Genomic DNA, 23,395 nt, shown 5'->3' with positions numbered 1-23,395 from the left:
GGTGGGTTGTTTCATGATCTTCTCAACAGCTTGACTGAGTTCATTGAACCCAAATCTGTGAGCAGAGTCAATGTTTGTCAGGTTCGGCAAAGAGCAGGAATTGCCATCATTTACGACATATATTTTGACTTTATATTGATGGGCGGAATTTTATTTTAGGCAGTATGGATGTTTAGCCGTCTAAATGGCTTTTAGGGTCATAAAAAAAATTAAAATTTTTTTCGGTTGTGTGGGTAAAGTACTCCCCGGGAGCTGTGGTGAAGAGTGTTTAGTGGGTTATCGGCTCTGCGACCAGCAAGTTGGCCAGGACAGCAGAGCCTGAGAGGTATCCAGGCTCAATCCGGGGTCGGGTGTTGTTGATAGTAGCTTTCAATCCACAGATCTTTTTCCTGCCACTGTTTTTGTAACCACTGTTGTTGCTGACGTTTTTGCTGAGCCTCGGTCAGCTGTGGATCAAGCTCCAGCTCCTGTTGCTGCAAAGAGTGAATGGTGACCCGCACCACGATGCGGCGCATTCGCCCGCACAGGAGATCGATAAAGGGTGACTTCTGGTTTTCCGGATAGAGCAGAGTCACATCGATCAATTGATTAAAGAATGGCCCCATGGCCCCCAGTGCAGTAGAGAAGCCGCCGGCCTTGGGAGGGAGCAGGTGTTGGTACGGTGACTTCAGGCGGCGCTGCTTCTCTATATCGAAGCGGGTACCCTCTACAAAATTGATCACAGTGGTAGGCAGAGTCCTGAACTTTTCACAGGATTTTTTCGTGACTTCAACGTCTTTTCCGCGAAGATGAGGTTTTTTCAGCAGCTTCTCTCTGGAGTAACGCCGCATAAAGGGCATGTCCAGCCCCCAGCAGGCCAATCCGACAAAGGGGACAAATAGCAAAGAGTGCTTGAGAAAGAATTTAGGTGGTGGGATCAGGCGGCCGAACAGGTAGCCGAGGATCACTATATCGCTCCAGCTCTGGTGATTGCAGGTCAGTAGATACCACTCCCGCTTGCTAAAGGGATAATCTGGCATTTCAATATCCCACTCAACCCGGTTGGTGAGGGAGAGAATCAAGCGGTTAGCCTCAAGCCACCATCCCATGAATCGGTTATTCAGGCGACTGAAGAAGCGCTGTGTCGGCCCGAATGGCAGCAGTAGCTTCAAGACTGAGCAGATAAAGATAAGAAGGGTATTAAATGCAGTCGCAGCTACAACCAGTAGCACATTTAAGATAAACAGAATAAATCTTGGTAAGACCGTCAGCATAGTCCTTAAGCTCGTTAATATCTTGTGGGAGGCCCATAGCGCAAGGAGCCGGGGCATTTTGCAAAGCGGCAATTCTAACACTGGGCTAACAACTTATTCAAAGTGGATTGTGTGCTCTGCCGACGATTTTTATGGGCCGGGGTAGCGTCCCGAAGAACGGTAGGGGTGAACTTCGTAGCCTTCTCCCTGGCGGGTCATTTCGTAGAACTGGGGCAGGTTAAAATTGACATGGTGGGGATCTTCTTTGGCGCGCTCTGTGGTACTGGTGTAGTACTGGTTAATCCGTTGAATAAGCTCATCCTTGTTGCCCGAGAACCTGTGGTAGATCTCCATCTGGTTGTGTTCATCGAGAATGTACAGATTAAAGCAGTTGTCACAATCTTCGAAGAAGTATTGAACCAGGCCCTCGCTGGCATAGGCATCGACGATCTTGGGGATCCGGGGGCGCTGCTTCTCATCCAGGGGATGGGGGCGTGCTCAAGTTTCTTATCTGAGATCTTGCAGTAAAAATCGATGGCATTCTCCAGACGTTTGACACTGACCCCGCGGCGCTCAAAAAAGACTCCGTATTTTTCCTGGCCAATCTGCTGAGTTTTCACCACACAGGTCTGCTCGGGTGCCAGCCTGAGCTGAATAAACTCATCGACCAGTTCGCGGATCCGGGTCTCTATCTGTTCTTTGTAATGTTGGCTATAGCAGAACACCTCGATCGATTGAGGGGCACGAGCATCCTGATGCATCTTACCCAGCAGGGTGGTCATAAAGTTCATCACCCGCTCCGGCCCCTGGAAGTGTAGGGTTCGGATCTCGTTCCAGGAGTTGCGGTAGATGAGGTCGATACTGCCGATGATGCACTGAGAGTCCTTACCAAAGCAGAACACATCCCCCTGGGTATTACGCTTTAGCTCTTTAGCGCTCCAGCGGGCGGTCGGGTCGCATTCCAGGTTAAGGAAGATTCCAAGGTGCTGGATCTCACAGGGGCGGCTCAGGGCCTGGTTGGTTGCCTTGGAGAAGCGAACCGGGAAGCTGTTAGCCAGGTCCGAACAGAACTGGTTGAGGGTATCAAAGCCAAGATCGGTATTCTTGGGATGCAGGTGTACTTCGGTGCGCTGAGTCAGCAGACCATTAAAATAGGCCCAGGCCACCAGCTTACTGATATAGGAGTTATGCTCCAGATAGCTGCGCCCCAGCAGCTCCCGGGAGTTCAGCGGGTATTTATACAGATACCAGCCCTTAGGATAGTTGCGCGGTTGTGAAACTTGGATAAAGCTCAGATCCCCTTCATGAAGATCCGGGGCTATCTTGAGGTTGATTCGCTGAACCTTGCCGGGAAGGCTTTCAAAGGCGGCGTAGAGTTTACGGGACAGAACCCCGATATCCTCAGGGTTAATCGACTCACTGATGTTGTTGCGCCGGGCAAAGTTAATCAGCTTTCGGTAGCTCTGCATCAGGGCGCTGAGCAGTTCCTGATAGGCGCTTTGCACATCTTCAACTTTCCAGTAGCGCCTGTGGTTCAGGTGTTTGATCTTGTGCTCCGGCCAGCCCCAGTAGTCGGTCAGGCTTGCCAGCCACTTTTCGGTCAGGCGGCGGTTCTCAGCAAACAAGGGATCCGCAGTTTCGCGAAATCCGGCGCGAACCTTGAGGTAGAAGCAGCGACGAACCAGATCAAGACGCTCGGTATCACCGATTGATTTAAGGTAGTTGGTGACCTTATCCAGCATCATGTAGTAGGAGTCGAGCTGCGGCCCGTACTCATCGTTATTTTGCATCCAGCGCTTGGCTTGCAGAGACAGTAAGCGGGTATCCGGGTATTCGTGAGAGTAGGCTTCCATCAAAAGGGTCTTGATGACCGCCTTATAGGGGGAGTCCAGGCTCTTATACAGTTGCCAGAGCGCGGAGCCAAAGTATTCCTCAGCTGGGATCCGGGTCAGACCTCCGAGATCAAACCACTGTTCAGGAGAGATTGCTGGATCAGCCCATAACTTCTCTACGGCCAGTTCGTAGTTATCCTCATCGGCAGCTGCAACCAGAGGCCAGAGGATCTGCTTGCCTGCCAGATAGGTATAGGAGCGATAAAACTCATCGAGTAGCAGCAGGTGTTGGGCGCTGCCACAGCTTTCGCCCCCAAGATCCGTGTGATTATTGGTTTGAAACTTATCATCTGGGATCAGAAAGAAGTTGAGTTCAACATCGTGGCGTTCGGCCCAGCGGGTCAGTAGCTGGCATTTTTGCTCAAGCAGTTGGCACTGCTCCGGGGTCCAGTGGCGGGGGTGGCACAACCAGATATCAAGATCGGAAAACTTGGACTGGCCCATGGAGGCGGTACTGCCCATGCAGTAAACACCGAGAATTGAGTCCTGATTGACGATGGGCTCCGTCGGGGAGTGCACCAGGCAAAAGGTTTCCAGGAGTTGTAGCTCCTGTTCATCAACCTGGTAGTTGCAGATACCGTGAGGTACCTGTTGGCTGACAAAACCTGGCAAGTTTGGCTGATTATAATGCAGCAGTGATGGCAGCAGCTGCAATATCTGCCGGCCAAAATGGCTTAGCCCCCCCAGTGCACGCATGTAGCATGTATTATTACGTTTTTTTAGGCGCTCAATGCGTTGCTGGATCGCTGGATCCGGGGTGCTTGCCGTCACTTGATCGATTGAGGGACAGGGCAAGGTCACTTTTGTCATCACATAACAAAAACTGTGATCATGGTAACGATTTGATAAAGTTCCGTAAAGTTCATTTGTGGTTAGCTCGATATTTTTAGTAGTAATTGTTTGATATAATAGAAAATTCCTTGCAAAAGAAAGCGTTTTCATCCGAATTGAGAATCACTTCCATTTGGCCGTTATTTCAACCACTTAGCCCCTGAAATTTGCCCCGATCTGTACGAAATATCCCCAAGGCGTGTTATCTATTGATCTAAGCTCATTTTCTGTCCGATAAAATCTGATAGAACCATCCGTCGAGCTTGCATTTGGCTCTGCTGAGATTTCATCTCGTGAATCTATCGCCCTGAGATAGCTTTGGTGCGTGTGTGAGTCATGGGATTTGCTTTTCTAAATGACTGCCTGACTGATAACAAAATGATGCATAGCCCAGGCAAAATTGAAACCTCAGCAGACCTAGAGAGTTTTGCGCTTTCCTTGTATGCTCGGCAGTCGGCCCATCGCAGGCCGTTTTTTTTGCTTTCAATGGACAGTGTGCTAGGAAGGCTGAACCACTCAAAGGTAAATCAATGGTCATCGAAATAAAGATTATCGTCTTTTTGCTGTTTATAGCGGCCCTGGCTGCCAGCTTGCTACGAAAAATTCGAATGCCCTTTACGGTAGGGCTGGTGTTGATCGGTATGCTTCTGGGGTACCTGGGACATACCACGGAGTTTTTTAGTTTTCTGTCAAAGGCGCAGCTCACACCCGATTTTATTCTGTATCTGATCGTGCCGACGCTGATTTTTGAAGCGTCCATGGCGCTGGATGTGAAGCTCTTGAAAAAGAACCTGCTATTCATCCTGATGCTGGCGATCCCCGGATTGCTGATCTCCACGGCGATTATCGGGATTATGGTCGGCCACTGGACGCCACTCCCATTGCTGCTGGCTTTTCTGTTCGGCGCCCTTATCTCTGCGACCGACCCGGTTGCGGTGATCGCTCTTTTCCGGGAGCTGGGAGTCTGTAAGCGCCTGACCATGCTGGTCGATGGTGAAAGCGTGCTCAATGATGCTACGGCAATTGTACTCTTTACCGTGCTGATGGGGATGATTACCGCCCTGGCCCAGTCCGGTCAGGGGATTAGCTTGTCGGCGGGGATGCTGGGAGGCGCGGTTTTCCAGTTCTTTAAGATCTTTATCGGAGGAGCCGTATCAGGGGCCGTGATCGGCTTTGTTCTGAGTTGGTTGATTCGGGTAGAGCGTGGCGATCCGCTAATTCAGATTGCCCTCAGCACAGTGATCGCTTATGTAGCTTATATCATTCCTGAGCACCTGGGCTTTTCCGGAATCATGGCGGTGATGAGTGCCGGCATTGTGTTTCGGATCCAGGCGACCAAGATCCTCGATCACGAAGTACATAACTTCATGGAGCATTACTGGGAATATGCCGCATTTGTGGCTAATGCCCTGATCTTCCTGTTGCTGGGACTGACCGAGGATCAACTGTTTGCCAACATCGGGCGCTACACTGATCATGGCTGGTATATTGTGATTGCAGTCTTCGCCGTGCTGGTGAGCCGCTTTATTCTGATCCCTGTGCTCATGTCTATCTCGAATCGGTTCCTGCCGAACTATAAGGTTGATTGGCGTCGCCAGCTGGTCATGTGGTGGGGCGGGCTGCGGGGGGCGATCCCAATTGCCCTGGTGCTGAGCCTGCCTAAAGATCTCGAGTACCGGCATCTCATCATGGATATGACCTTCGGGGTGGTGCTCTTTACCCTGGTGGTACAGGGGATGACGATCCACCCCTTAATGAAGAAGCTCAAACTGACCTGAGCCATGATCTGAGTTCTACGGGGACTACCCATTTTGAATAAATCCGGGTAACACCACTGAATCTAATAAGCCAGCTTGTAAAAGAGCTGGCTTTTTTATTTAAACAGGTGATCTGACAGGCTCAAAACCTGTTAGGTCAACAGAGCCTTAGTGATACTATGACTGCGAATTTTTTCAGACAGGATCCGGTCATGGCGCAAACGAGCCTTAAAATTGCGACTCGCCAGAGCAAGCTAGCTCTGTGGCAAGCTGAATTTGTGAAGCAGCAACTTGAGTTGCATCACCCTCATCTGCAGGTAGAGCTGGTCCCTATGCTCACCCGGGGGGATAAGATTCTGGATACTCCCCTGGCAAAAATCGGTGGTAAGGGGCTATTTCTCAAAGAGCTTGAGCAAGCGATCCTTGAGCTGCGTGCTGATATCGCGGTGCATTCGATGAAGGATGTACCTATGGCGCTTCCGGAGGGACTGTGTTTGGCGACCATCTGTGAGCGTGCCGATCCCAGGGATGCTTTTGTCTGTTCCGGTTATCAGAATCTGGCTGAACTCCCGGCAGGGAGTGTCGTTGGCACATCCAGTCTGCGACGTCAGGCTCAAATCAAGGCCCATTATCCCGAGCTGGAGATTCGGGATCTGCGTGGCAATGTGAATACCCGCCTGGCCAAACTGGATCAGGGGGAGTATGACGCCATCATCCTGGCGGCTGCCGGATTGCAGCGCCTTGAGCTGGATGAGCGCATTGCCAGCTTTATTGAGCCGGAGCAGATACTGCCAGCCAATGGCCAGGGGGCCGTCGGGATCGAGTGCCGCCAGGATGATGAGCAGGTGCTTAAGCTGCTGAGTGTACTGGAGCATGCTCCCAGCAGGATCTGTGTCACGGCCGAGCGAGCCTTTAACGGGCGACTCAATGGTGGCTGCCAGGTCCCGATCGGTGCATTTGCCGAACTAACTGGATCTCATCTCAAACTCCGTGGTCTGGTGGGGGCTGTCGATGGCTCCAGGGTGCTTGAGGCCCAGGTTGAGGGGGGGAGCGAGCAAGCCGAAAGCCTTGGCACCAAGCTTGCCGAAGAGCTTCTTAGCCAGGGGGCAGGTGAGCTCCTGAGACAGGCCGGGATCCAGTTTGACTGATTGTACCCTGATCATTCGCGCCGAGCCCCAGGCAAGCACACTTGCCCGGGAGCTTGACCAACTGGGAGTGCACTGCTGTGCAACTCCCTTGATGGTGATTGAGAAAGGCAAAGATCTTCATCGGCTGGGAGAGCGGCTTACCGCCTTAACGACTACCGATAAGTTGATCGCAACCAGTCGCTACGCCATCGAATGGGCCCAAGGTGAACTTAACAATCATCAGCGACAGTGGCCCGATTGTGAGTACTATGCGGTGGGGCCCGCGACCGCCAGTGACTGGCAGTTGCCACAAGTAACCCCCATCCACCTGCCGGAGCAACACTCCTCGGAAGGCCTGTTGGCGCTCCCCTCTCTGCAAGCTTCTGCAGTTGCCGGGAGACGTATCTTGTTACTCCGGGGGAATGGTGGCAGGGAGCTGCTTCCGGAGACCCTGGTGGAGCGTGGAGCTAGGCTTGAGATCCTGGAGGCTTATCGGCGGGTTTATCCGCCGCTGGATGGCGCAGTCCTGGTGTCGCAGTGGCAACAACTCAGGGTAAATAGTGTTATCATCAGCAGTGGTGAATTGTTACAACGATTGTGTGAACTTGCGCCTTTAAACCAGCATCACTGGTTGTTTTCCCTGCGTGTGATCGTGACATCATCTCGCATCGCTCGGCTGGCAAGGGACGCAGGCTTCAAAGAGCTACAGATTGCATCGGATGCTTCAGCGAAAGCGCTGGCTGATGTAATTGGGCAATCAACAAAGGATCAGATATGACGGCGGAGAATAAAAATATCGAGACCTCAGCAGCCAAGGGGTCATCCTCTAAGCCTGCGACCAGCAATAAAGGAGCCCTGCTTCCAAAAATTTCACTGTTAGTCTCTATTCTGGCGCTACTATTGGCAATAGTTATCGGTGGATCCTTGTTATGGCTTGGAAAGGAGCGAGTTCAGCAGCAGGCTATGAGCAACCTGCAAGTGGACTCGCAGCTTACCCAGGAAAAAACGGCCCGGGAGCAGTTATCGCAGACCCTGCAGCAAACCCGCCAGCAACTTGATGAGCAGCAGCAAGATGCCAAACAACTCTCCGAAGTGGTCGGGCAGCTCAGAGCTCAGCTCAGGGAGAAGGCCCAGCGCACCCCCGCCAACTGGGTACTCTCCGAGGCCGACTATTTGCTGAAGATGGCTGGTCATAAACTCTGGTTGCAGCATGATGTTCCCACGGCTATTTTACTGCTGAACTCCGCCGACGAGCGTATTTTGAGCCTACATGATCCAAGCCTTATCCCCCTGAGACGGACCATTGCCAATGACATCACCCAGCTGCAGGCCCTACACCGTCCTGATCGCGAGGGAATCGCCCTGCGTCTGGGAGCACTGGTAACCCAGATCGATAAGCTGGAGCTTGCCCATCCCTATGTCAGAAAGCAGCAGGATGCCCAGCAGGATCAATTGAGCAGCCAGGTTGCCGACTGGAAACAGAACCTGGTAAAAAGCTGGCACCATTTCATCAATGATTTTGTGACCGTGCAGCGCCAGGATGGGCAGGTGAAACCTCTGCTTTCTCCTTCACAGAACTGGTACCTGAGGCAGAATTTGCGGCTGATGATTCTGCAGGCCCAGCAGGCTGTGTACCAGGAGCAGCCAGAGCTCTACCGTCAGAGCCTGGCCGATGCCAGACAGTGGGTAGCTCAATATTTCTCAGCCAATGATCCCAAGGCCCAGGGCGTTATCAGAGAGCTTGACCAACTCATCAAACAGCCGGTTTCTGTCGAGTACCCTAAACAGCTAAAGTCTCTGCCGCAGCTTGAGGGAATTTTGCAGCAGCGCTTGTCTCAAGGCGGAGCGATCACCCCCAGGAGGCACAATGATCCGAATTATCATCATCTGTGCCGTTTTGCTACTCGGGTTGGTCGTTGGCCCTATGGCCGCCGGACATCAGGGGTATCTGCTGCTCTCGGTGGCTGGATATAACATCGAAACTTCAGCAACCACCGCAGGAGTCCTGTTGGCTCTGGCCTTCATAGTTCTGCTGTTGCTTGAGTGGCTGATCTCCCGGTTGTTCTCATGCCGCTCACGTCTGCGTAACTGGTTTATCCGCCGCCGCAAACAGAAGGCGGTAGACAACACCATGAGTGGGATGCTGGCGATGACCGAGGGAAACTACCGTAAAGCGGAGAAGCTCATCGTTAGGGGCGCCCGGGAGCACCACACTCCGCTACTGAACTACCTGTCGGCAGCAGAGGCAGCTCAGGGGCAGAGCAAACCGGAGCAGCGTGATAACTATCTGCGATTGGCCTATGAGCATGAACCCAAGGCTGAGTTGGCTATTGGCATAGTTCAGGCGCGTCTTCAGCTACAAAGCAAGCAATTTGAGGAGGCGCTGGCCACGCTCAGGCAGTTGTATCGCTCTCAGCCCCGCAATGTTGAGGTTTTGGGGCTGCTCAGGCAGGTGTATCTAAAGCTTGGGGAATGGCAGGATCTACTCGATCTGCTGCCGAACCTGCAAAAGCAAAAGGTGTGCAGTGAATCCGAGTGCCACAAGTTGTTACGTGTGGCGATACAGGGATTGTTTGAGCAACTGGCGAAGGATAAGGATCCGGCTCCCCTGATCAACAGCTGGCGCTCGCTGTCGAAAGCTGAACGGCTCGATCCTGTCATCTTGGCGGCCCTGTGTCGGCAGTTGATGTTACTCAATGCCGATCAGCAAGCCTTTGAATTTCTTAAGGAGGGGCTCAAGCTCTCACTGGATCCTCAACTGCTGGCGTTGTTTGGCAGGCTCAAGCTGAACGATCTGCAGGTTGCGGAGCGTTATCTGGATAAGCTCATTGAGAGTCAGCCGAGCCAGGCTGCGCTATATCGGGCCAAGGGCTCAATCCAGCTGCAGCTGGGATTACCGGATAAGGCGGCCCAGAGCTATGAGAAGCTGGTGAGTCTAAAAGACGTCACGGCCGAAGACTACCTCAAACTGGCTTCTCTGTCTGAGCAGGCGCGGCTGCCGGATAAGGCGGCAGGTTACTACCGTAAAGGTCTGAATTTAGCCATTGCCTCAAATCCATAATGCTACCAAAGCCCGGGATTGAAAAAGCCATGCTCAGCATGGCTTTTTTTGGCCTAAGCCTTGGCGGCCGATTGTTTTTTGCGCACACTTGGAAGTGTACCTGGCCATGGAAAGGTTCTGTGTATGTCTCTTTCGATTATCAATACCCGGGCTTGCCTGGGGGTAGGGGCCCCCGAAATAACTGTCGAAACCCACCTGTCGGCGGGGCTTCCCGGCTTTGCAATCGTCGGATTACCGGAAGCTTCGGTTCGTGAGGCCCGGGACCGGGTGCGCAGCGCCCTGCTGAACTCCGGCTTTACCTTCCCTTCGCAGAAAATTACCGTAAATCTGGCCCCGGCCGATCTCCCCAAGCAGGGAGGGCGCTATGATCTGGCGGTTGCCCTGGGGATCCTGGCTGCTTCTGAGCAGATCCCCGCCAGCAAGCTTTCCCGCTATGAGTTTCTCGGAGAGCTTGCCCTGTCCGGCGAAATCCGTCCGGTCCATGGTGCCCTGGCTGCGACTCTGGCCGCAAAAAGTGCCAATCGGGAGCTTATCCTGCCCGTCGAAAATGGTAGTGAGTCTGCCTGCCTGCAAGATACCTCGGTACGAACCGCGACCCATCTGTTGGAGGTCACCGGCTTTCTCAACGGCTGCACCGAGCTTAATCAACCTCTGCTCGAAGAGGACTCACCACCAGAGCTTCTGTCGGATCTCAGGGATGTCATCGGTCAGCAGCATGCCAAGCGTGCGCTGGAGATTGCTGCAGCCGGAGCCCACCACCTGTTACTGCTTGGGCCTCCGGGCACCGGCAAGAGTATGCTGGCTCAGCGATTGACCGGATTGCTTCCTGAGCTCAGTGAAGAGCAGGCTCGGGAGCGAGCCGTGATCCACAGTGCGGCTGGCCACCCTGTCACCTCTTACCATTGGTATCAAAGGCCGTTCAGGGCGCCTCATCATAGCGCCTCACCCATAGCACTGGCGGGAGGGGGAACCATTCCACGCCCTGGTGAGATTTCATTAGCTCATCATGGAGTGCTGTTTCTGGATGAGTTGCCTGAGTTCGAACGCCGGGCCCTTGAGATCTTGAGGCAACCCCTGGAAAGTGGCGACATCACCATCTCTCGCTCGGCCGGACAGCTCACCTTTCCTGCCCGTTTTCAGCTGATTGCGGCGATGAACCCCTGTCCCGGTGGTTATTATCGTGGAGAGCGGCGCCGGGACTCGCCGGAGCAGATCCTGCGCTACCTGCGTAAACTCTCCGGGCCGCTGTTGGATCGCTTTGATCTGAGTGTCGAAGTTGCCGCACTGGAGCGCGGAGAACTGACTCACCCCCGAGCCGAGGGGGAGTCATCGGCCGAGGTACGCGAGAGGATCCTGGCGGCACAGCAGCGGATGGTAAGCAGGGCCGGCAAGTTAAATGCACACCTGAGCGCGGCCGAGCTCAAACAGTATTGCACCCTGAGTGAGCAGGAGAGCCTGTTTTTGGAGAACGCCATCCATAAGCTGGGGTTATCGGTGCGGGCCTGGCACAGGATCCTCAAGGTTTCCCGAACCATAGCCGATCTGAGCGATGAGCCACAGATAGCTCATGAGCACCTGGCTGAGGCCCTGGGATATCGGGCGATGGAGCGGCTGCTTCAGGAGCTGAGCCGCTATTAAACGTATCAGAATCTATTTTTTGCGCCAGCCGCCAGAGCCCTGAACATACTGACCGGGACTGGCATTTTTAAGGGTCTTTTGGCCCGCCAGATCCTGGACCTGTTGCAGGCTGGCGCCACTTTTTCTGGCGATCTTCTTATATTGCTGTAGACGCTGTGCATTGACATTCGCAACCAGCTCACCAACCCCTGGGCCTCCCTTGACCACGCCTAGCAGGCCGTTGGCCTGCTCTCCAACCAGTCCTTGTTGTTTGGCTTGTTGCAGGTTCAGGGCTAATGCAGAAAAGCTTAGCAAGAGTGCGCTAAACAGGATAATCAGGCGTTTCATAGCATCTCCTTGATTAAAACAGTCCACTGTTATCTTCAAACAGTTGATCCAGCTCTTTATCTACCTTAACTCGGATCTCGTGATCGATTTTGACATTGAGATTTACCGTGATGGGTTTGTCTGGCACTGCCACTTCAACCCTTGGGGTACAGGCAGCAAGTGCAAACAGGAACATAGTAAGTAGTACCAGTCGCTTGGTCATGATTCGTCCTTTCCACCGAGAAGTCGGTCCAGCTGCGTCTCAACATCATGGGTGATCCGCAGGCTCTTTAGTAGTTGTAACAGATTTTCCTGGTGCGTGTAGTTAAAGTTGACCTCCCGTTGTGCGCTCAGGGCCGGACTCTTGCCCTTGATAGAGACCTTAAGTGTCGTGTCTCCGTTGCTCTGATAGCTGACCTGAGAGCTGAGCTGGTGGTAGTTGAGATCCTTCAATAATCTGAGTAGCAGGCTCATCGATGGGTTCCCCTGGCTCATTTTGAGGATCTTGGGCTCAGGAATGTAGCTGAGATGCCCCGGTCCCCGGTTATGGATCTCGCCCTGTTCGATAGAGAGCCCACTCTCCCAGTGAAAGGGCAGGGATCCATCCAGATAGCCTTCACCACTGAGACCTGTAAGATTGGGGAGCTTGAGTAACTCGGCAAGCGAGATATGTTTCAGCCAAATAATCCCCTGGTATTTTCTGAGATTGGAATATCCCTGGCGGTTAAACTGCCTCCCAGTAGTTTGGTCTCAAACTGTTGGAGTCGTGGCGGTGCGACACCCTGCACCTCAAGGTTCAGTTGATCTAAGGGAATTCCAACATTGAGTTGCTTTGCCCGAAGCATTAGCTCCGGTGGGGCTATCGGGTGCCAGCTTTGTGAGTTGAGCTTAGCCTTAAACTCACTATTGAGGTCTGTGATCTCAAATTGCTGAATATTCGCATCCACTCCTCGAAGCTCAGCCTGCACCCTGAGTTGCTCTTTGGCTGGGATAGCGGAAACGACCAGGCTCCCCGAGTAGACCTTGAGATCCTTACCTTTGAACAAGCGAAACTGCCTGGCCCAGCTGGCAATATCCCGAGCTGGGATCTCCTGTTTGGGAATCGAGATCTCTACCCCCTGCCGCCAAGTGAGATCCGTCTGAATGGGCTTGATGGGGGGCAGGGTTAAAGAGAGTTGCATCTTTTGCTGTTGGGGAGTGATCAGGAGTCCGAGCTGTGCCTTGATTGTGTTTGCCAATTTTTTAGCAAGAGCTGTCTCAGGGGCGATGCTTAGCTGCATCGGTATTGAGAATCTCTCGGGGGTAAGTTCCGACCGGGAAAAGCGAATCGAGAGTTGCTTGAGTCTTGATGAGTCATTCCGAGTCGTTTTCAGAGTGACTATGGAGTCGGGGGCTATGGTTAGCAGTGAGGGTTTAAGAGTCCCCCGAGATCTGATTTTGCGTTAAAGGCATAGGGTGGATACTTGATGGCACCCTGCCAGCCGAGCTGCCAGCTTCCTTGCAGGGGGGATAAAGTCCCTTCAGCATCCAGTTTAAGGGGCTTTGTAAGCTGAAGTTTAGGAGCCAGCAGGCTGATGAGCTCTGTGGGGAGTTTCGCCCCGAGACGCCAGCCATGCTCTGTGAGGCTAGCCTTTGCATTGAATTTCTGGTGCTCAAGTTCTCCTGTCAAGGTGAGTTCTCTGCCCTGATAGTTGGCGCTGAGAGTTCCCCTCACTTTTTTGTGTGGCAGTTGCACCAAGATATGCTGAATAGACAGTTTTGCATCGGGAAGCCACTGAAGCCAGGCGGGCGCCTCGGGTGGGAGCCATGAAGATGCGGGGGGGCTCTGGTGGGCAGAGGAGCTTTTACAGCGCAGATCCAGCGTCAGGCTATCCAGACTCATGCTGAGCAGATTGTGCTCCATTGAGAGCTTGACCGGGGAGCTACTGATTTTTGGGCAGGCATCATCTGTGGAGAGTTTTTCGATGCTGATAGCGGCAGCGAGATTGGAGAGATCCATTCCATAAGCCGTGCCTGCCATGAGCAGTGCCAATCCAAACCCGAGCCTGTAGATGAGCAAACCTCTGTCCCGATGCTGGTCTTTATCGTTTTAGCATAACAGATGCTGTTGCAGGTGAGTCCATAGGTCGCAGAATATGTTGGCCAACTCAGCCAGTTTGTTAATAGGGTGGTGAAATCAGGGAGGGTTTGTCACACTAGCAGGTGGAATCAACCTAAGTTGCAAAGAAGGATGGCAAACGATGTTACATAAATCGATGATTGAAAAACTGAACGAGCAGATCAATCTCGAGTTCTACTCCTCCAATCTGTATCTGCAGATGAGCGCCTGGTGTGAGGCCCGGGGCTTTCAGGGGGCAGCCAAGTTCATGAGCCATCACGCCATTGAAGAGCGTGAGCATATGGAGCGTCTGTTTACCTATGTGAGTGAAACAGGGGCGATGCCGATCCTGGGGGCGATCGCGGCGCCGGCTCATGAGTTTGAATCACTCAATGATGTGTTTCATAAGACCCTTGAGCATGAGTACCTGGTGACCAAGAAGATCAATGAACTGGCTCATGTTGCCTTTACCACTCAGGACTACTCGACCTTTAACTTCCTGCAGTGGTATGTCGCAGAGCAGCATGAGGAGGAGAAGCTGTTCAAGGGGATTGTCGACAAGCTTGAGCTGCTTGGCAAGGATGGTCATGGGCTCTATCTCATTGACAGGGAGCTCCAGGAGATGCTGGATAATCCGGAGAAAAATGGCTCGGTGATGATGGCCAACGGAGCCCAGGTTGGCTCACAGGGATAAACGATAATGACTGGCTGGGCTAAATCCCAGCCTTTTTTTGATGATGGGGAATATGATGAATCTTCAGTGGTGGGAGCCGGTGCATCAGTATCTGACAGAGCATGGCTGGCTGGTTGAGGCCTTATTTCTGGTTGTTTTGATACTGGCTGGATTGCTGATCTGGGGTCATGTGGGCCGGCGGATTGAGCGTCTGGTCGGCAAGAGTAAGACCCTGTGGGATGACAGCCTGTGGTATGCCATCAATAAACCGGTCAAGGTGTTGATCTGGCTGACCGGGGCACTGGCTCTGCTGCATCTGCTTGCCAGTGAGCTGAGCGGCAAATGGGCCGACTACATCGACCCCACCCGGCGGATCTGCTATGTCCTGGTGATCGTCTGGTTCCTGATCCGACTGATTCGCCGTGGTGAGCATAATCAGCTGACACGCGGTCGGGATACCACCACGGTATTGGCGATAGGAAAGCTTCTACGAGCTACCGTGGTGGTGATCGGCGCTTTGATCATCTTCCAGATGTTGGGAGTGAGCCTGTCGGGTGTGGTGGCCTTCGGTAGTGTCAGTGGCCTGGTAATCGGTATCGGTGCCAAGGATATGCTGGCGAACTTCTTCGGCGCGTTGATGATTTACCTGGATCGGCCCTTTAAGGTCGGAGACTGGGTGCGCTCACCCGATCGCAGTATCGAGGGAACCGTCGAGCGGATTGGCTGGCGTTCAACCCTGATTAGGACCTTTGATAAACGACCACTGTATGTTCCAAATGGTGCTTTCACCTCGATCTCTGTTGAGAATCCATCGCGGATGAGCAATCGGCGGATCAAGGAGACGATCGGCATCCGCTACCAGGACTCCAAATTGCTGACCAAGGTGGTTGCCGATATTAAGTCGATGCTGCAGCAGCATCCGGATATCGATCAGAATCAGACCCTGATCGTGAATCTCAACGGCTTTGGCCCCTCCTCGCTGGATATCATGGTCTATACCTTCACCCGCACCACCAACTGGATCGAGTTTCAGGAGGCCAAGCAGCGGGTGATGGTGGAGATCATCGAGATTGTGCACCAAAACGGGGCCGATTTTGCGTTCCCAACCCAGTCTGTGCACCTGGAGTCCCTGCCATCCGGGCTGGATTCTGCTGAAAAAATGGCTAAAATCAACGCCCCTTTATCCAATGAGCCAGAGACGTGAATCAACAGCAGAGCTGGGACAGTATAATTATCGGTGCAGGTGCATCCGGACTGATGTGCGCCGCAACGGCGGCGCGGCGTGGGTTACGGGTGTTGGTGCTGGAGCATGGCAAACGCCCGGGGCGTAAACTGCTGATCTCCGGTGGCGGCCGCTGCAACTTTACCAATAAGGATCTCACTCCCGCTGATTTCGTATCCGCTAACCCTCACTTCTGTAAATCGGCTTTGGCACGTTTTACTCCCTGGGATTTTATCGCCCTGGTTGAAAAGCATGGGATCCCATACCACGAACGGGACTGGGGACAGCTTTTCTGTGATGAGAGTGCCAAGGCGATCGTCGAGCTACTCATCAGTGAGTGCCGTAGCGCCGGGGTTGAGTTTAGTTATCAGTGCAAGGTTGAGCAAGTCGCCCGCCAGGAAACTGGGTTTGCACTGAGTACATCTCAGGGCGATCTTGTTTGTGACTCGCTGGTGGTGGCGAGCGGTGGCCTGTCGATGCCCAAGCTTGGGGCGAGCGCCTTTGGCTGGCAGCTTGCAGAAGAGTTTGGCCTGGAGGTAATCCCTCCCAGGGCCGGGCTGGTACCCCTGACTCTGCATACCGAGGATAAGGAGCGTTTTGGAGAGCTTTCCGGCATCGCGTTGCGCGCTGAGGTCTTTGCCGAGGGGGGAGCCAGCTTCCGTGAGAATGTGCTCTTCACCCACAGGGGCTTATCTGGCCCGGCGATTTTGCAGATCTCCTCCTATTGGCTGCCGGGAGAAAGAGTCAGGATCGATTGGCTGGGGGAGCTGGATATCGTCTCTGAGCTACTGACTCAACAGAAGGCTCATCCCGGACAGAGCCTTAAAAACACCCTGAGCTCTTATTATCCGAAGCGCTTTGTGAGTGCGATTCTGGGGGAGCTTAAGTTTCTGGAGCAACCGCTGAAGGGACTGGGGCCAAAACAGTTTGAGCTGGTGGCAGAGAGCTTGCGCAACTGGTCCATCTTGCCCAATGGTACCGAGGGCTATCGAACCGCAGAGGTGACGTTAGGTGGGGTCAACTGTCAGGAGCTCTCCTCCAAAACCATGGAGGCTCGTAAGGTCAAAGGGCTCTACTTCATCGGTGAGGTAGTCGACGTGGCCGGGCACCTGGGAGGCTTTAATTTCCAGTGGGCCTGGTCCAGTGGAGTGGCCGCAGGCAACGCCTTAAAGATTGAATAGTGACATTCGGCTTGTCTTCGGGCAGAGATAAAGTCCTGAATTTCTTTATATGCCAAGGCCTTGGCATATAAAGCACTGAGTGCCTTTAGCTATTTTTTATTTGACATAACACATAAGAAGCTGTCTGTTTGATTGAGTTTTAATCGAGTGGTAGAATCCAGAGTTCCTACGGATCTCGCTCATGGAAATTGATGTATGCTCGTTCTTGGTATCTCAAACAATGATGTTTCAGGTGCATGCCTGGTTAATGCTGACACCATTATATCTGCGGTTAGTGAAGAGAGATTAACGAGAATAAAAAATCATAAAACTTGGCCTTCAAGATCAATTTCATATGTATTAAATGAAGCAAGAGTATCTTTGGATGATATTGATTTTGTGGCTTATGGGTGGAGTGCAGGATTTAATCCAGAGAAGCATCTGAATTTATATGTAGAGCGCATATTTAAAGAGAGTCATCCTGCATCCGTAGATATAATTAAAACAAGGATGATTAACGAAGTAAATAATAACAAAGAGAAGAGCCATGAGTTCAAAGAGTTCGTTGCAAAAAATAACCTGCAGAGTAAAGCTGTATATATAGACCATCACGAATGTCATGCTCTTGGCGCATTCATTTGCTCTCCATTTGAAGAGGCATTGACAGTTACTTGTGATGGTCGAGGTGATTTTCAGTCATTAACTGTTAGTCGATATAGTGAGTCGGGAGTAGACGTTCTACAAAGAGAAACGACAATTGATAGTTTAGGGTTCTTTTACGGCAGAATAACTCACTTGCTTGGATTTAAAGCAAATAGGCACGAGGGGAAAGTTACAGGGCTTGCTTCACATGGGAATAAATACAAACTTCTTCCTCTTATGACAAAAATGATCAGTCTTGGTGATGATGGAAGAGTAATGTCAAGCTGTGGGGACTTATATAATCCCTCTTACTCTGGGTATAGTGATGCTCTCACTGAGCTTTTAAAAGATGAAAATCCAGAAGATATTGCTGCAGCGGCTCAGTATCATATTGAGAATATTGTATGCGGAATAGTCAGCAAGCACATAAAAAATGGTGAGAATGTTTGTTTGGCTGGTGGTGTATTTGGTAATGTGAAGTTGAACCAAAGAATAAGAGAGATCCAAGGTGTAAAAAATGTGTATGTCCTTCCATGTATGGGGGATGAAGGGCTTCCACTTGCTGCTGCAGTTGCAGTATCTTTTCAAAAAAATGGATATAGGTTCAAGAACCCTAGTATGAAATTAGGGCCAGAAGTTCCAGAGTCGACTCGATGTATGGATATATTAAGAGAACAATATCCTCAGCTATCATTTGATATACCTGAAAACCCTATTGATTTAGTAGGGGAGTTATTTAGAAAAGGCAAAGTCGTTGGCCTTGTAAAAGGGAAAATGGAGTTTGGGCCAAGGGCTTTGTGTAACCGGAGTATAATTTATCCTGCGTCAGATAAAGGTGTTAATGAGTGGCTAAATAAAAGGATGAGTAGGACAGAATTCATGCCTTTCGCTCCAATAACCGCCTTTGAATTAGCTGCCGATTGTTATATTGGCTGGAAAAAAGAGCACTACTCATCTGAATTTATGACAATGACATATGAGTGCCATGATTTTCTAAGTTATACATGCCCTGCCGTTGTTCACGTAGATAATACATCTCGACCCCAGATCGTAAAAAAAGAGGATGACCCTTTTGTTCATGAGTTATTAGTAAATTGGCACTCAAAAACAAATCAACCGGCTCTAATTAATACGTCATTTAATAAGCATGAAGAACCTATAGTGGAGAGCATAGATGATGCAATATCTGCACTACAGGAAAATATTGTCGATGTGATCATATTTAATGATGAGCTGTTTGTTTGGAGATGAAAACCTATTAAAACAGCTCTCCTCAGGTAAATTAATGAGTCTGTAAGACCTGACTCAGCTAACCATATCGAGCTCCTTTCCTATAGTTAGTGGGTAAAATGAACTACCTATGTTGATTGACAAACCATTATTAAATTTTATGTTTTGAAAGTCCCTGTATAAGGCGATGGCACCATTCTCTATCAGACGGCTATCATCACCGATACCAATGCAAGTGGCACCACTTTTTTCTGCAGAAATAGCACCGCTGATAGAATCTTCAAAAACAACGCAATCAGATATGTTTATATTTAACTGTGATGCGGCTAATAGATAGCAGCTCGGGTGGGGTTTTCCATGGATGACATCATGTCTATTGATAATCGTATTAAAAGCATTTTCTAGAGAGTGGCTTTTGAGAACATAATCAATTCTTTCTTTCCAGCTGCTGGTTACCAAAGCTGTTGGTATTTCTAGCTCAATTAGTTTTTTTATTAAAGAATAAACACCTGGGGTTAATTTGCAGTCAGCTGTTTCTTCATAATTATCAACCTGAGATTTTATAGATGCTTTTTCTTCTTCAGAGTATTCATGAAAAATATGATCAAGGGTGTATTGACCAGGCCGGCCATGAACATACATATGAATATCATCATCCGTTAATTGTATCCCTTTATCTAGGGCTGCTCTAGTCCATGCTTGCTCGATTACTTGGCGAGAGTCAATAAGCACCCCATCCATATCAAATAAAACCGCAGAGAAGTTTTTCATACGTATGTTAAGCCTTAACTGGTAATTAAAGTAGGATTACGTCCTAACCATCGCAGACCATTATCCTGACGAAGCTGTCCACTTTTTTTAAATTCAGAGATGGCAATAGCATCCTTGGCATCTGTTGCCATTACTTGATAGGGGGATAGTGTAAACCCTTGCCTAAGCAGACTAATTAGAATTTCACCCGCGTCTGTATCCTCTAAGGACTGTGGGACGGTGACATCATCCTTAGTTAAGAATACATACCTTGTTTCCTTCATGAGATTAAATCTTCCCTGTTAACACGACACGAAAAGTCAAGTAGAATTATTACAGCAAAATATTTGGCTGATGAATAATGAATAATGTTTCATGTTCAATAAGGATTTGGAATGAGATTAGATTTTAGGCAGCTTCAGGCTCTTGTAGCTATCGCCGAGACTGGCAACTATCAGGAGGCATCTCAACAGCTGCACATAACTCAGCCCGCCTTAACCAAGCAAATACAGTCACTTGAAAAGATTCTGGGTTGTACCCTGTTGTACCGGGGGCGCCACGGCGCTGAGCTAACCGCTATGGGACAGCAGCTGCTTCCCCAGGCAAAGATATTGGTCGAACAGGGCGATCGTTTTCAGGCAAAGGCAAAATCCTTGATTTTAGGCGTTTCTGGCCAGCTGAGTATCGGTTTTGGGCTTTCCACCTTTGAACTGGCTCCCGCTTTGGTTGCAAAATTCCGCCAGCACACCTCAGATGTCATGGTCCATCTACAGGACCTGCCATCGTCGGTGCAGCATGAGATGCTGTTAGCCGATCAGATTCAGTTGGGATTTATACGAGATCCACATGATGACACTCTAAGCACAAAGAAGGTGCTATCCGATAGGCTGGCTCTAGTTACGCCTGCGTCATCGGAAGGCAACTTTGATAAATCTCAAGATGAACTTAACACTATCTTATACGAACGCCCCTTTCTTCAGATGTCTTCCCGAAGAGCCGGGGGACTCAACAACCAGATCGCAAGATATTTGGGGGTGAACCGCCCGGAGAGAGCGATGCAGGAGGCCGAAGACATCCATACATTGGTTGCTCTGGTTTCTGCCGGGATCGGTAATGCTATTTTACCTGAAAGTGTTCGTTTCTTAGCTGGCTCTGCTGTGAATATTCACCCCTTAGATGGGGATAAGTCATCATGGGATATCTGCCTGGCCTGGAACTCATCGGTCGCTAATCCCATTCGGGATCGCTTTCTTGAGACGACAGTAGGACTGGGTGATAAGCCCCTATGACCCTGAGTCCTCGGGACAGGCGCTAGTGTTATAACACGAATCATCAGATCTAAGGGCAAATTATCTAAGCTCGCAGCGTACCAAAAGCGAACTTGATTGCATTGCATTCTGCTAATATTGTGGCTTCGCCACAGAATATGTCGGGGCGCCGACAGCGCCTGACTTTTGTACTGGCAAAAGTCAGCAAAACCTCCCTTCGCGCTGCGAGTCCCTCCGCAGAGCTGCGGTGCTCGGCGATTATCATCCCTGATAATCCTACCAGCTCGGTATCCATACCTCGTGTTTCATTGCTCCGGGAGCAATTCCACCCTGCCTCGAAAAATAAAATAGTGGGTTTATAGTTCCCCTTAGCACTCGCTCACGGGGGCCCCTTTGATTCGAGCCTGAAAATCATAATGCGAGTGAAGCCGAGTGGCTGGATCCCATGAGTGCATAGCCACGGCAAGGACGGCGTGTCTATGCTGAGCTTCAAGGAGTAAGTGATTTTCAGGATCTCCACGAATCGAGGGGCACCCTCGGGGTTGTTAGGGGGACTGGTGAACATCCCCGCCATACAGGGATGTATCAATGCCGTGGAAGGCAGGATGCCTGAGAACGGCCTGACCCGCAGTCCGCGGCCGGACACTTGTGCCGCAGGCACAAATCAGCTGACCGCAGGTCAAATTCCACAAGTCAGCTTTGTACCAAAGTGAATTTCAGGTTGTGCCCTAGATGCCGATTTTCAGCATCCTGACCGGGAATGCTGATGGCAAAGGAAAAAGCAGCCCCGAAGGGCTGCATCTTTGAGCTTGGGAGTGAAGAGGGAGCTTTCCCTCTTTGCGTTTATTGCAGCTTGATCCAGGATTTTTTCCCGAACTTAAGTTGCACCGGCATCTGCTCAGGGATCTGGTGATCCGATGCAGGTTTAAGCTGCTCGTTATAGGAGATGTTATTAAATTTAAGCAGCATCCATTTGCCTTTGCTATTTTGGGTCCACATATCCTGCCACTCATGATGAGTGACTTCGGATATCCAGATCTCCTGGCCGGCATCAAAGGCACGGCTAATGTAGCGATAGCCTTTCTTCTCACCCTGGAAAATCAGCAGGACGCAGCCATCACTGGCGCGGCGACACCAGTTCATCTCGATCAGCAGCTCCTTGATCCCATCACCATTGAGGTCATAGCGAAGGTAGCGATAGAAATTACCATCGGGCTTGGTGCGGTGATCTGAGAAATACTTCAGCAGCGCCTTGTGAACCATAGGATCGACCCTGGTGGTTGCACTCAGGGTTTCGACCGGCAGTGTGCGTGTCCCCAGGATCGCCTGTTTGGGTGGTAGGGTGGAGTGTTGGGCCATCGGGTGGCCTTTTTTCAACATCTGCAGCGGCTTGTCGAAGGGAGTGAATTTTCCATCAAGAGTTTGTCCCTTACTGACTAGCATCCCTTGCTGATAGTCAAACAGCAGGCTGGTCGCCCCAGTGGCTGAATAGGTAAATATTTCGGCTCCCGCGCCTCTGGGCTTCCAAAAACCCTGTTCAGGCTGAGCGGATTGACCGGGCTTATGAACCGATAGGCTGGTGCTGTAGTCAGGCTGAAGTTCCAGCTTGTAGATGACAGGCCCCTCCTTGGAGGCGTATTGACCGTTCCAGTCTCCCAGGATTGGATATTGAGGAGAGAGCCAACCGGCCATACCACACCCCTTGTAAAGGGTAGGGCCAATCCTCAGATTCACCTGATAGGGCTTGATCCACTGCTGATTCGGATCGATACAGGCTTTTTGTTCAAAGCGCAGCATCCCCTCGGTTCCCAGCTGATCGATGAACTTAACCAGGTGGCGGTGACTCTGGGCCTGAACAGAGGTGACTTTAAAATCAAACTCATTGGGTGGTGGTGTCACTACCTGGATGATCTGGCCCTGAACCTTAAGTGTCCAGGGTTGCTCCCCAAATCCCTCGGCTTCAAAGGCATAATGCTTTGGCTTAGATTTACAGCTGTCAGCCTTAGGCTTGCTCAGGTAGCGCATCTCTTTGAGCTCTACCCGGTAAGGTGTTGTGGCACTGGCGGAATGAAGCTCACCGGCAAACTCGGCATATAATTTTTCTGAGGGCTTTTTCTGCAGTTGATGAAAAAGAGCCCAGAATTTGGAGGATGCTTCAAATGGAATCGGCTTATCACTCTGACAGGGGATAAACAGGCTTTGTTTGTCCCGTTTTTCTATATACCCCTGCTGCAGCACGGTGTGAAAACCGGGATCCGTGGTGATTTGTGAGCCTGTTTTATCGGGTAGGAGTGTGGGCTTTAGTGTGTACTGTCCGCCACTACAGGCTGCCAGGGCGGGGATGATCAGCAACTGCAATCCCTTTTTGATGCGATTATCCATCGTAACCTTCCGTGTTGATCAACAAAAAGTGGAGCCTCAAACCTTGGGCTCTTTTTTAATTATTCTGCCGGAGATGGGATTTTCGCAAAAAAATAGTTACAGAATCTGCTATTTGGAGTTTCAAAA

At 51.0% G+C, this 23,395-nt stretch carries 20 protein-coding genes and 1 pseudogene; 11 read left to right on the top strand and 10 right to left on the bottom strand.

Features of this window, described 5'->3' with window-relative positions:
* Positions 1-335: 335 nt before the first annotated feature.
* Complete coding sequence (locus DB847_RS21655) at positions 336-1,253, bottom strand: acyltransferase (protein ID WP_108652528.1); 918 nt, start codon at positions 1,251-1,253, stop codon at positions 336-338.
* 129 nt (positions 1,254-1,382) lie between these two features.
* Positions 1,383-3,820: pseudogene (locus DB847_RS21650) on the bottom strand (class I adenylate cyclase).
* A gap of 665 nt (positions 3,821-4,485) precedes the next feature.
* Here DB847_RS21650 and DB847_RS21645 point away from each other — a divergent pair.
* The 6 genes from DB847_RS21645 to DB847_RS21620 all read left to right on the top strand — a co-directional run bounded on the left by DB847_RS21645 (position 4,486) and on the right by DB847_RS21620 (position 11,538).
* Positions 4,486-5,733, top strand: a complete 1,248-nt coding sequence (locus tag DB847_RS21645; RefSeq protein WP_108652527.1) for a cation:proton antiporter — start codon at positions 4,486-4,488, stop codon at positions 5,731-5,733.
* A gap of 191 nt (positions 5,734-5,924) precedes the next feature.
* On the top strand, positions 5,925-6,860 hold the full coding sequence (gene hemC, locus DB847_RS21640) for a hydroxymethylbilane synthase (RefSeq protein WP_108652526.1): 936 nt from the start codon (positions 5,925-5,927) through the stop codon (positions 6,858-6,860).
* Positions 6,853-7,617 (top strand): uroporphyrinogen-III synthase, encoded by a 765-nt coding sequence (locus DB847_RS21635; protein ID WP_108652525.1) that lies wholly within the window; start codon positions 6,853-6,855, stop codon positions 7,615-7,617. The genes hemC and DB847_RS21635 overlap by 8 nt, the downstream gene beginning before the upstream one ends.
* Positions 7,614-8,813, top strand: coding sequence for a uroporphyrinogen-III C-methyltransferase (locus DB847_RS21630; RefSeq protein WP_108652524.1), 1,200 nt, complete (start codon positions 7,614-7,616; stop codon positions 8,811-8,813). The genes DB847_RS21635 and DB847_RS21630 overlap by 4 nt, the downstream gene beginning before the upstream one ends.
* Positions 8,707-9,900 carry a heme biosynthesis HemY N-terminal domain-containing protein gene (locus DB847_RS21625; protein ID WP_108652523.1) on the top strand — a complete coding sequence of 398 codons (1,194 nt, stop codon included), beginning with the start codon at positions 8,707-8,709 and terminating at the stop codon, positions 9,898-9,900. Before DB847_RS21630 ends, DB847_RS21625 begins: the two co-directional genes overlap by 107 nt.
* A 123-nt stretch (positions 9,901-10,023) precedes the next feature.
* A complete protein-coding gene (locus tag DB847_RS21620; protein ID WP_108652522.1) occupies positions 10,024-11,538 on the top strand; it encodes a YifB family Mg chelatase-like AAA ATPase in 1,515 nt (504 codons plus the stop codon).
* A gap of 12 nt (positions 11,539-11,550) precedes the next feature.
* Here DB847_RS21620 and DB847_RS21615 read toward each other — a convergent pair whose 3' ends face one another.
* From DB847_RS21615 to DB847_RS21595, 5 genes are all read right to left on the bottom strand, one after another.
* Positions 11,551-11,865: a YdbL family protein gene (locus DB847_RS21615; RefSeq protein ID WP_108652521.1), complete on the bottom strand. Its 315-nt coding sequence runs from the start codon at positions 11,863-11,865 to the stop codon at positions 11,551-11,553.
* A gap of 13 nt (positions 11,866-11,878) precedes the next feature.
* Positions 11,879-12,067 carry a YnbE family lipoprotein gene (locus DB847_RS21610; RefSeq protein WP_108652520.1) on the bottom strand — a complete coding sequence of 63 codons (189 nt, stop codon included), beginning with the start codon at positions 12,065-12,067 and terminating at the stop codon, positions 11,879-11,881.
* Positions 12,064-12,513 (bottom strand): intermembrane phospholipid transport protein YdbH family protein, encoded by a 450-nt coding sequence (locus tag DB847_RS21605; protein ID WP_234418648.1) that lies wholly within the window; start codon positions 12,511-12,513, stop codon positions 12,064-12,066. The genes DB847_RS21610 and DB847_RS21605 overlap by 4 nt, the downstream gene beginning before the upstream one ends.
* A 5-nt stretch (positions 12,514-12,518) precedes the next feature.
* Positions 12,519-13,124: an intermembrane phospholipid transport protein YdbH family protein gene (locus DB847_RS21600; RefSeq protein WP_108652518.1), complete on the bottom strand. Its 606-nt coding sequence runs from the start codon at positions 13,122-13,124 to the stop codon at positions 12,519-12,521.
* A 119-nt stretch (positions 13,125-13,243) separates the two neighbouring features.
* Positions 13,244-13,864 (bottom strand): hypothetical protein, encoded by a 621-nt coding sequence (locus DB847_RS21595; protein WP_159084784.1) that lies wholly within the window; start codon positions 13,862-13,864, stop codon positions 13,244-13,246.
* Positions 13,865-14,084: 220 nt separating this feature from the next.
* On the opposite strand from DB847_RS21595, the gene ftnA reads away from it, so the two are divergent.
* The 4 genes from ftnA (at position 14,085) to DB847_RS21575 (ending at position 18,890) form a co-directional block, all read left to right on the top strand.
* Positions 14,085-14,636, top strand: coding sequence for a non-heme ferritin (gene ftnA / locus DB847_RS21590; RefSeq protein ID WP_108652516.1), 552 nt, complete (start codon positions 14,085-14,087; stop codon positions 14,634-14,636).
* A 55-nt stretch (positions 14,637-14,691) separates the two neighbouring features.
* A complete protein-coding gene (locus DB847_RS21585; protein ID WP_199911655.1) occupies positions 14,692-15,819 on the top strand; it encodes a mechanosensitive ion channel family protein in 1,128 nt (375 codons plus the stop codon).
* 53 nt (positions 15,820-15,872) lie between these two features.
* Entirely contained in the window at positions 15,873-17,018 is a 1,146-nt protein-coding gene (locus tag DB847_RS21580) for a BaiN/RdsA family NAD(P)/FAD-dependent oxidoreductase (protein ID WP_108653059.1), read from the top strand.
* Positions 17,019-17,213: 195 nt separating this feature from the next.
* A complete protein-coding gene (locus DB847_RS21575; RefSeq protein WP_108652514.1) occupies positions 17,214-18,890 on the top strand; it encodes a carbamoyltransferase C-terminal domain-containing protein in 1,677 nt (558 codons plus the stop codon).
* A gap of 54 nt (positions 18,891-18,944) precedes the next feature.
* Here the strand turns inward: DB847_RS21575 and DB847_RS21570 are convergent, their stop codons facing one another.
* Together DB847_RS21570 and DB847_RS21565 are read right to left on the bottom strand one after the other, a co-directional pair.
* Positions 18,945-19,640, bottom strand: a complete 696-nt coding sequence (locus DB847_RS21570) for an HAD family hydrolase (RefSeq protein WP_108652513.1) — start codon at positions 19,638-19,640, stop codon at positions 18,945-18,947.
* Positions 19,641-19,654: 14 nt separating this feature from the next.
* Complete coding sequence (locus tag DB847_RS21565; protein WP_108652512.1) at positions 19,655-19,903, bottom strand: hypothetical protein; 249 nt, start codon at positions 19,901-19,903, stop codon at positions 19,655-19,657.
* A gap of 111 nt (positions 19,904-20,014) precedes the next feature.
* Here DB847_RS21565 and DB847_RS21560 point away from each other — a divergent pair, with 111 nt between their 5' ends.
* Positions 20,015-20,908 (top strand): LysR family transcriptional regulator, encoded by an 894-nt coding sequence (locus DB847_RS21560; protein ID WP_108652511.1) that lies wholly within the window; start codon positions 20,015-20,017, stop codon positions 20,906-20,908.
* Between the two features lie 822 nt (positions 20,909-21,730).
* Here the strand turns inward: DB847_RS21560 and DB847_RS21550 are convergent.
* Complete coding sequence (locus DB847_RS21550) at positions 21,731-23,269, bottom strand: hypothetical protein (protein ID WP_108652509.1); 1,539 nt, start codon at positions 23,267-23,269, stop codon at positions 21,731-21,733.
* Positions 23,270-23,395 lie beyond the last annotated feature (126 nt).

Source organism: Dongshaea marina (assembly GCF_003072645.1).
In the GTDB taxonomy this organism is placed as follows: Bacteria; Pseudomonadota; Gammaproteobacteria; order Enterobacterales; family Aeromonadaceae; genus Dongshaea; species Dongshaea marina.
Note: the sequence above shows the minus strand (reverse complement) of the source record. Positions and strands in the feature narration are given on the sequence as shown.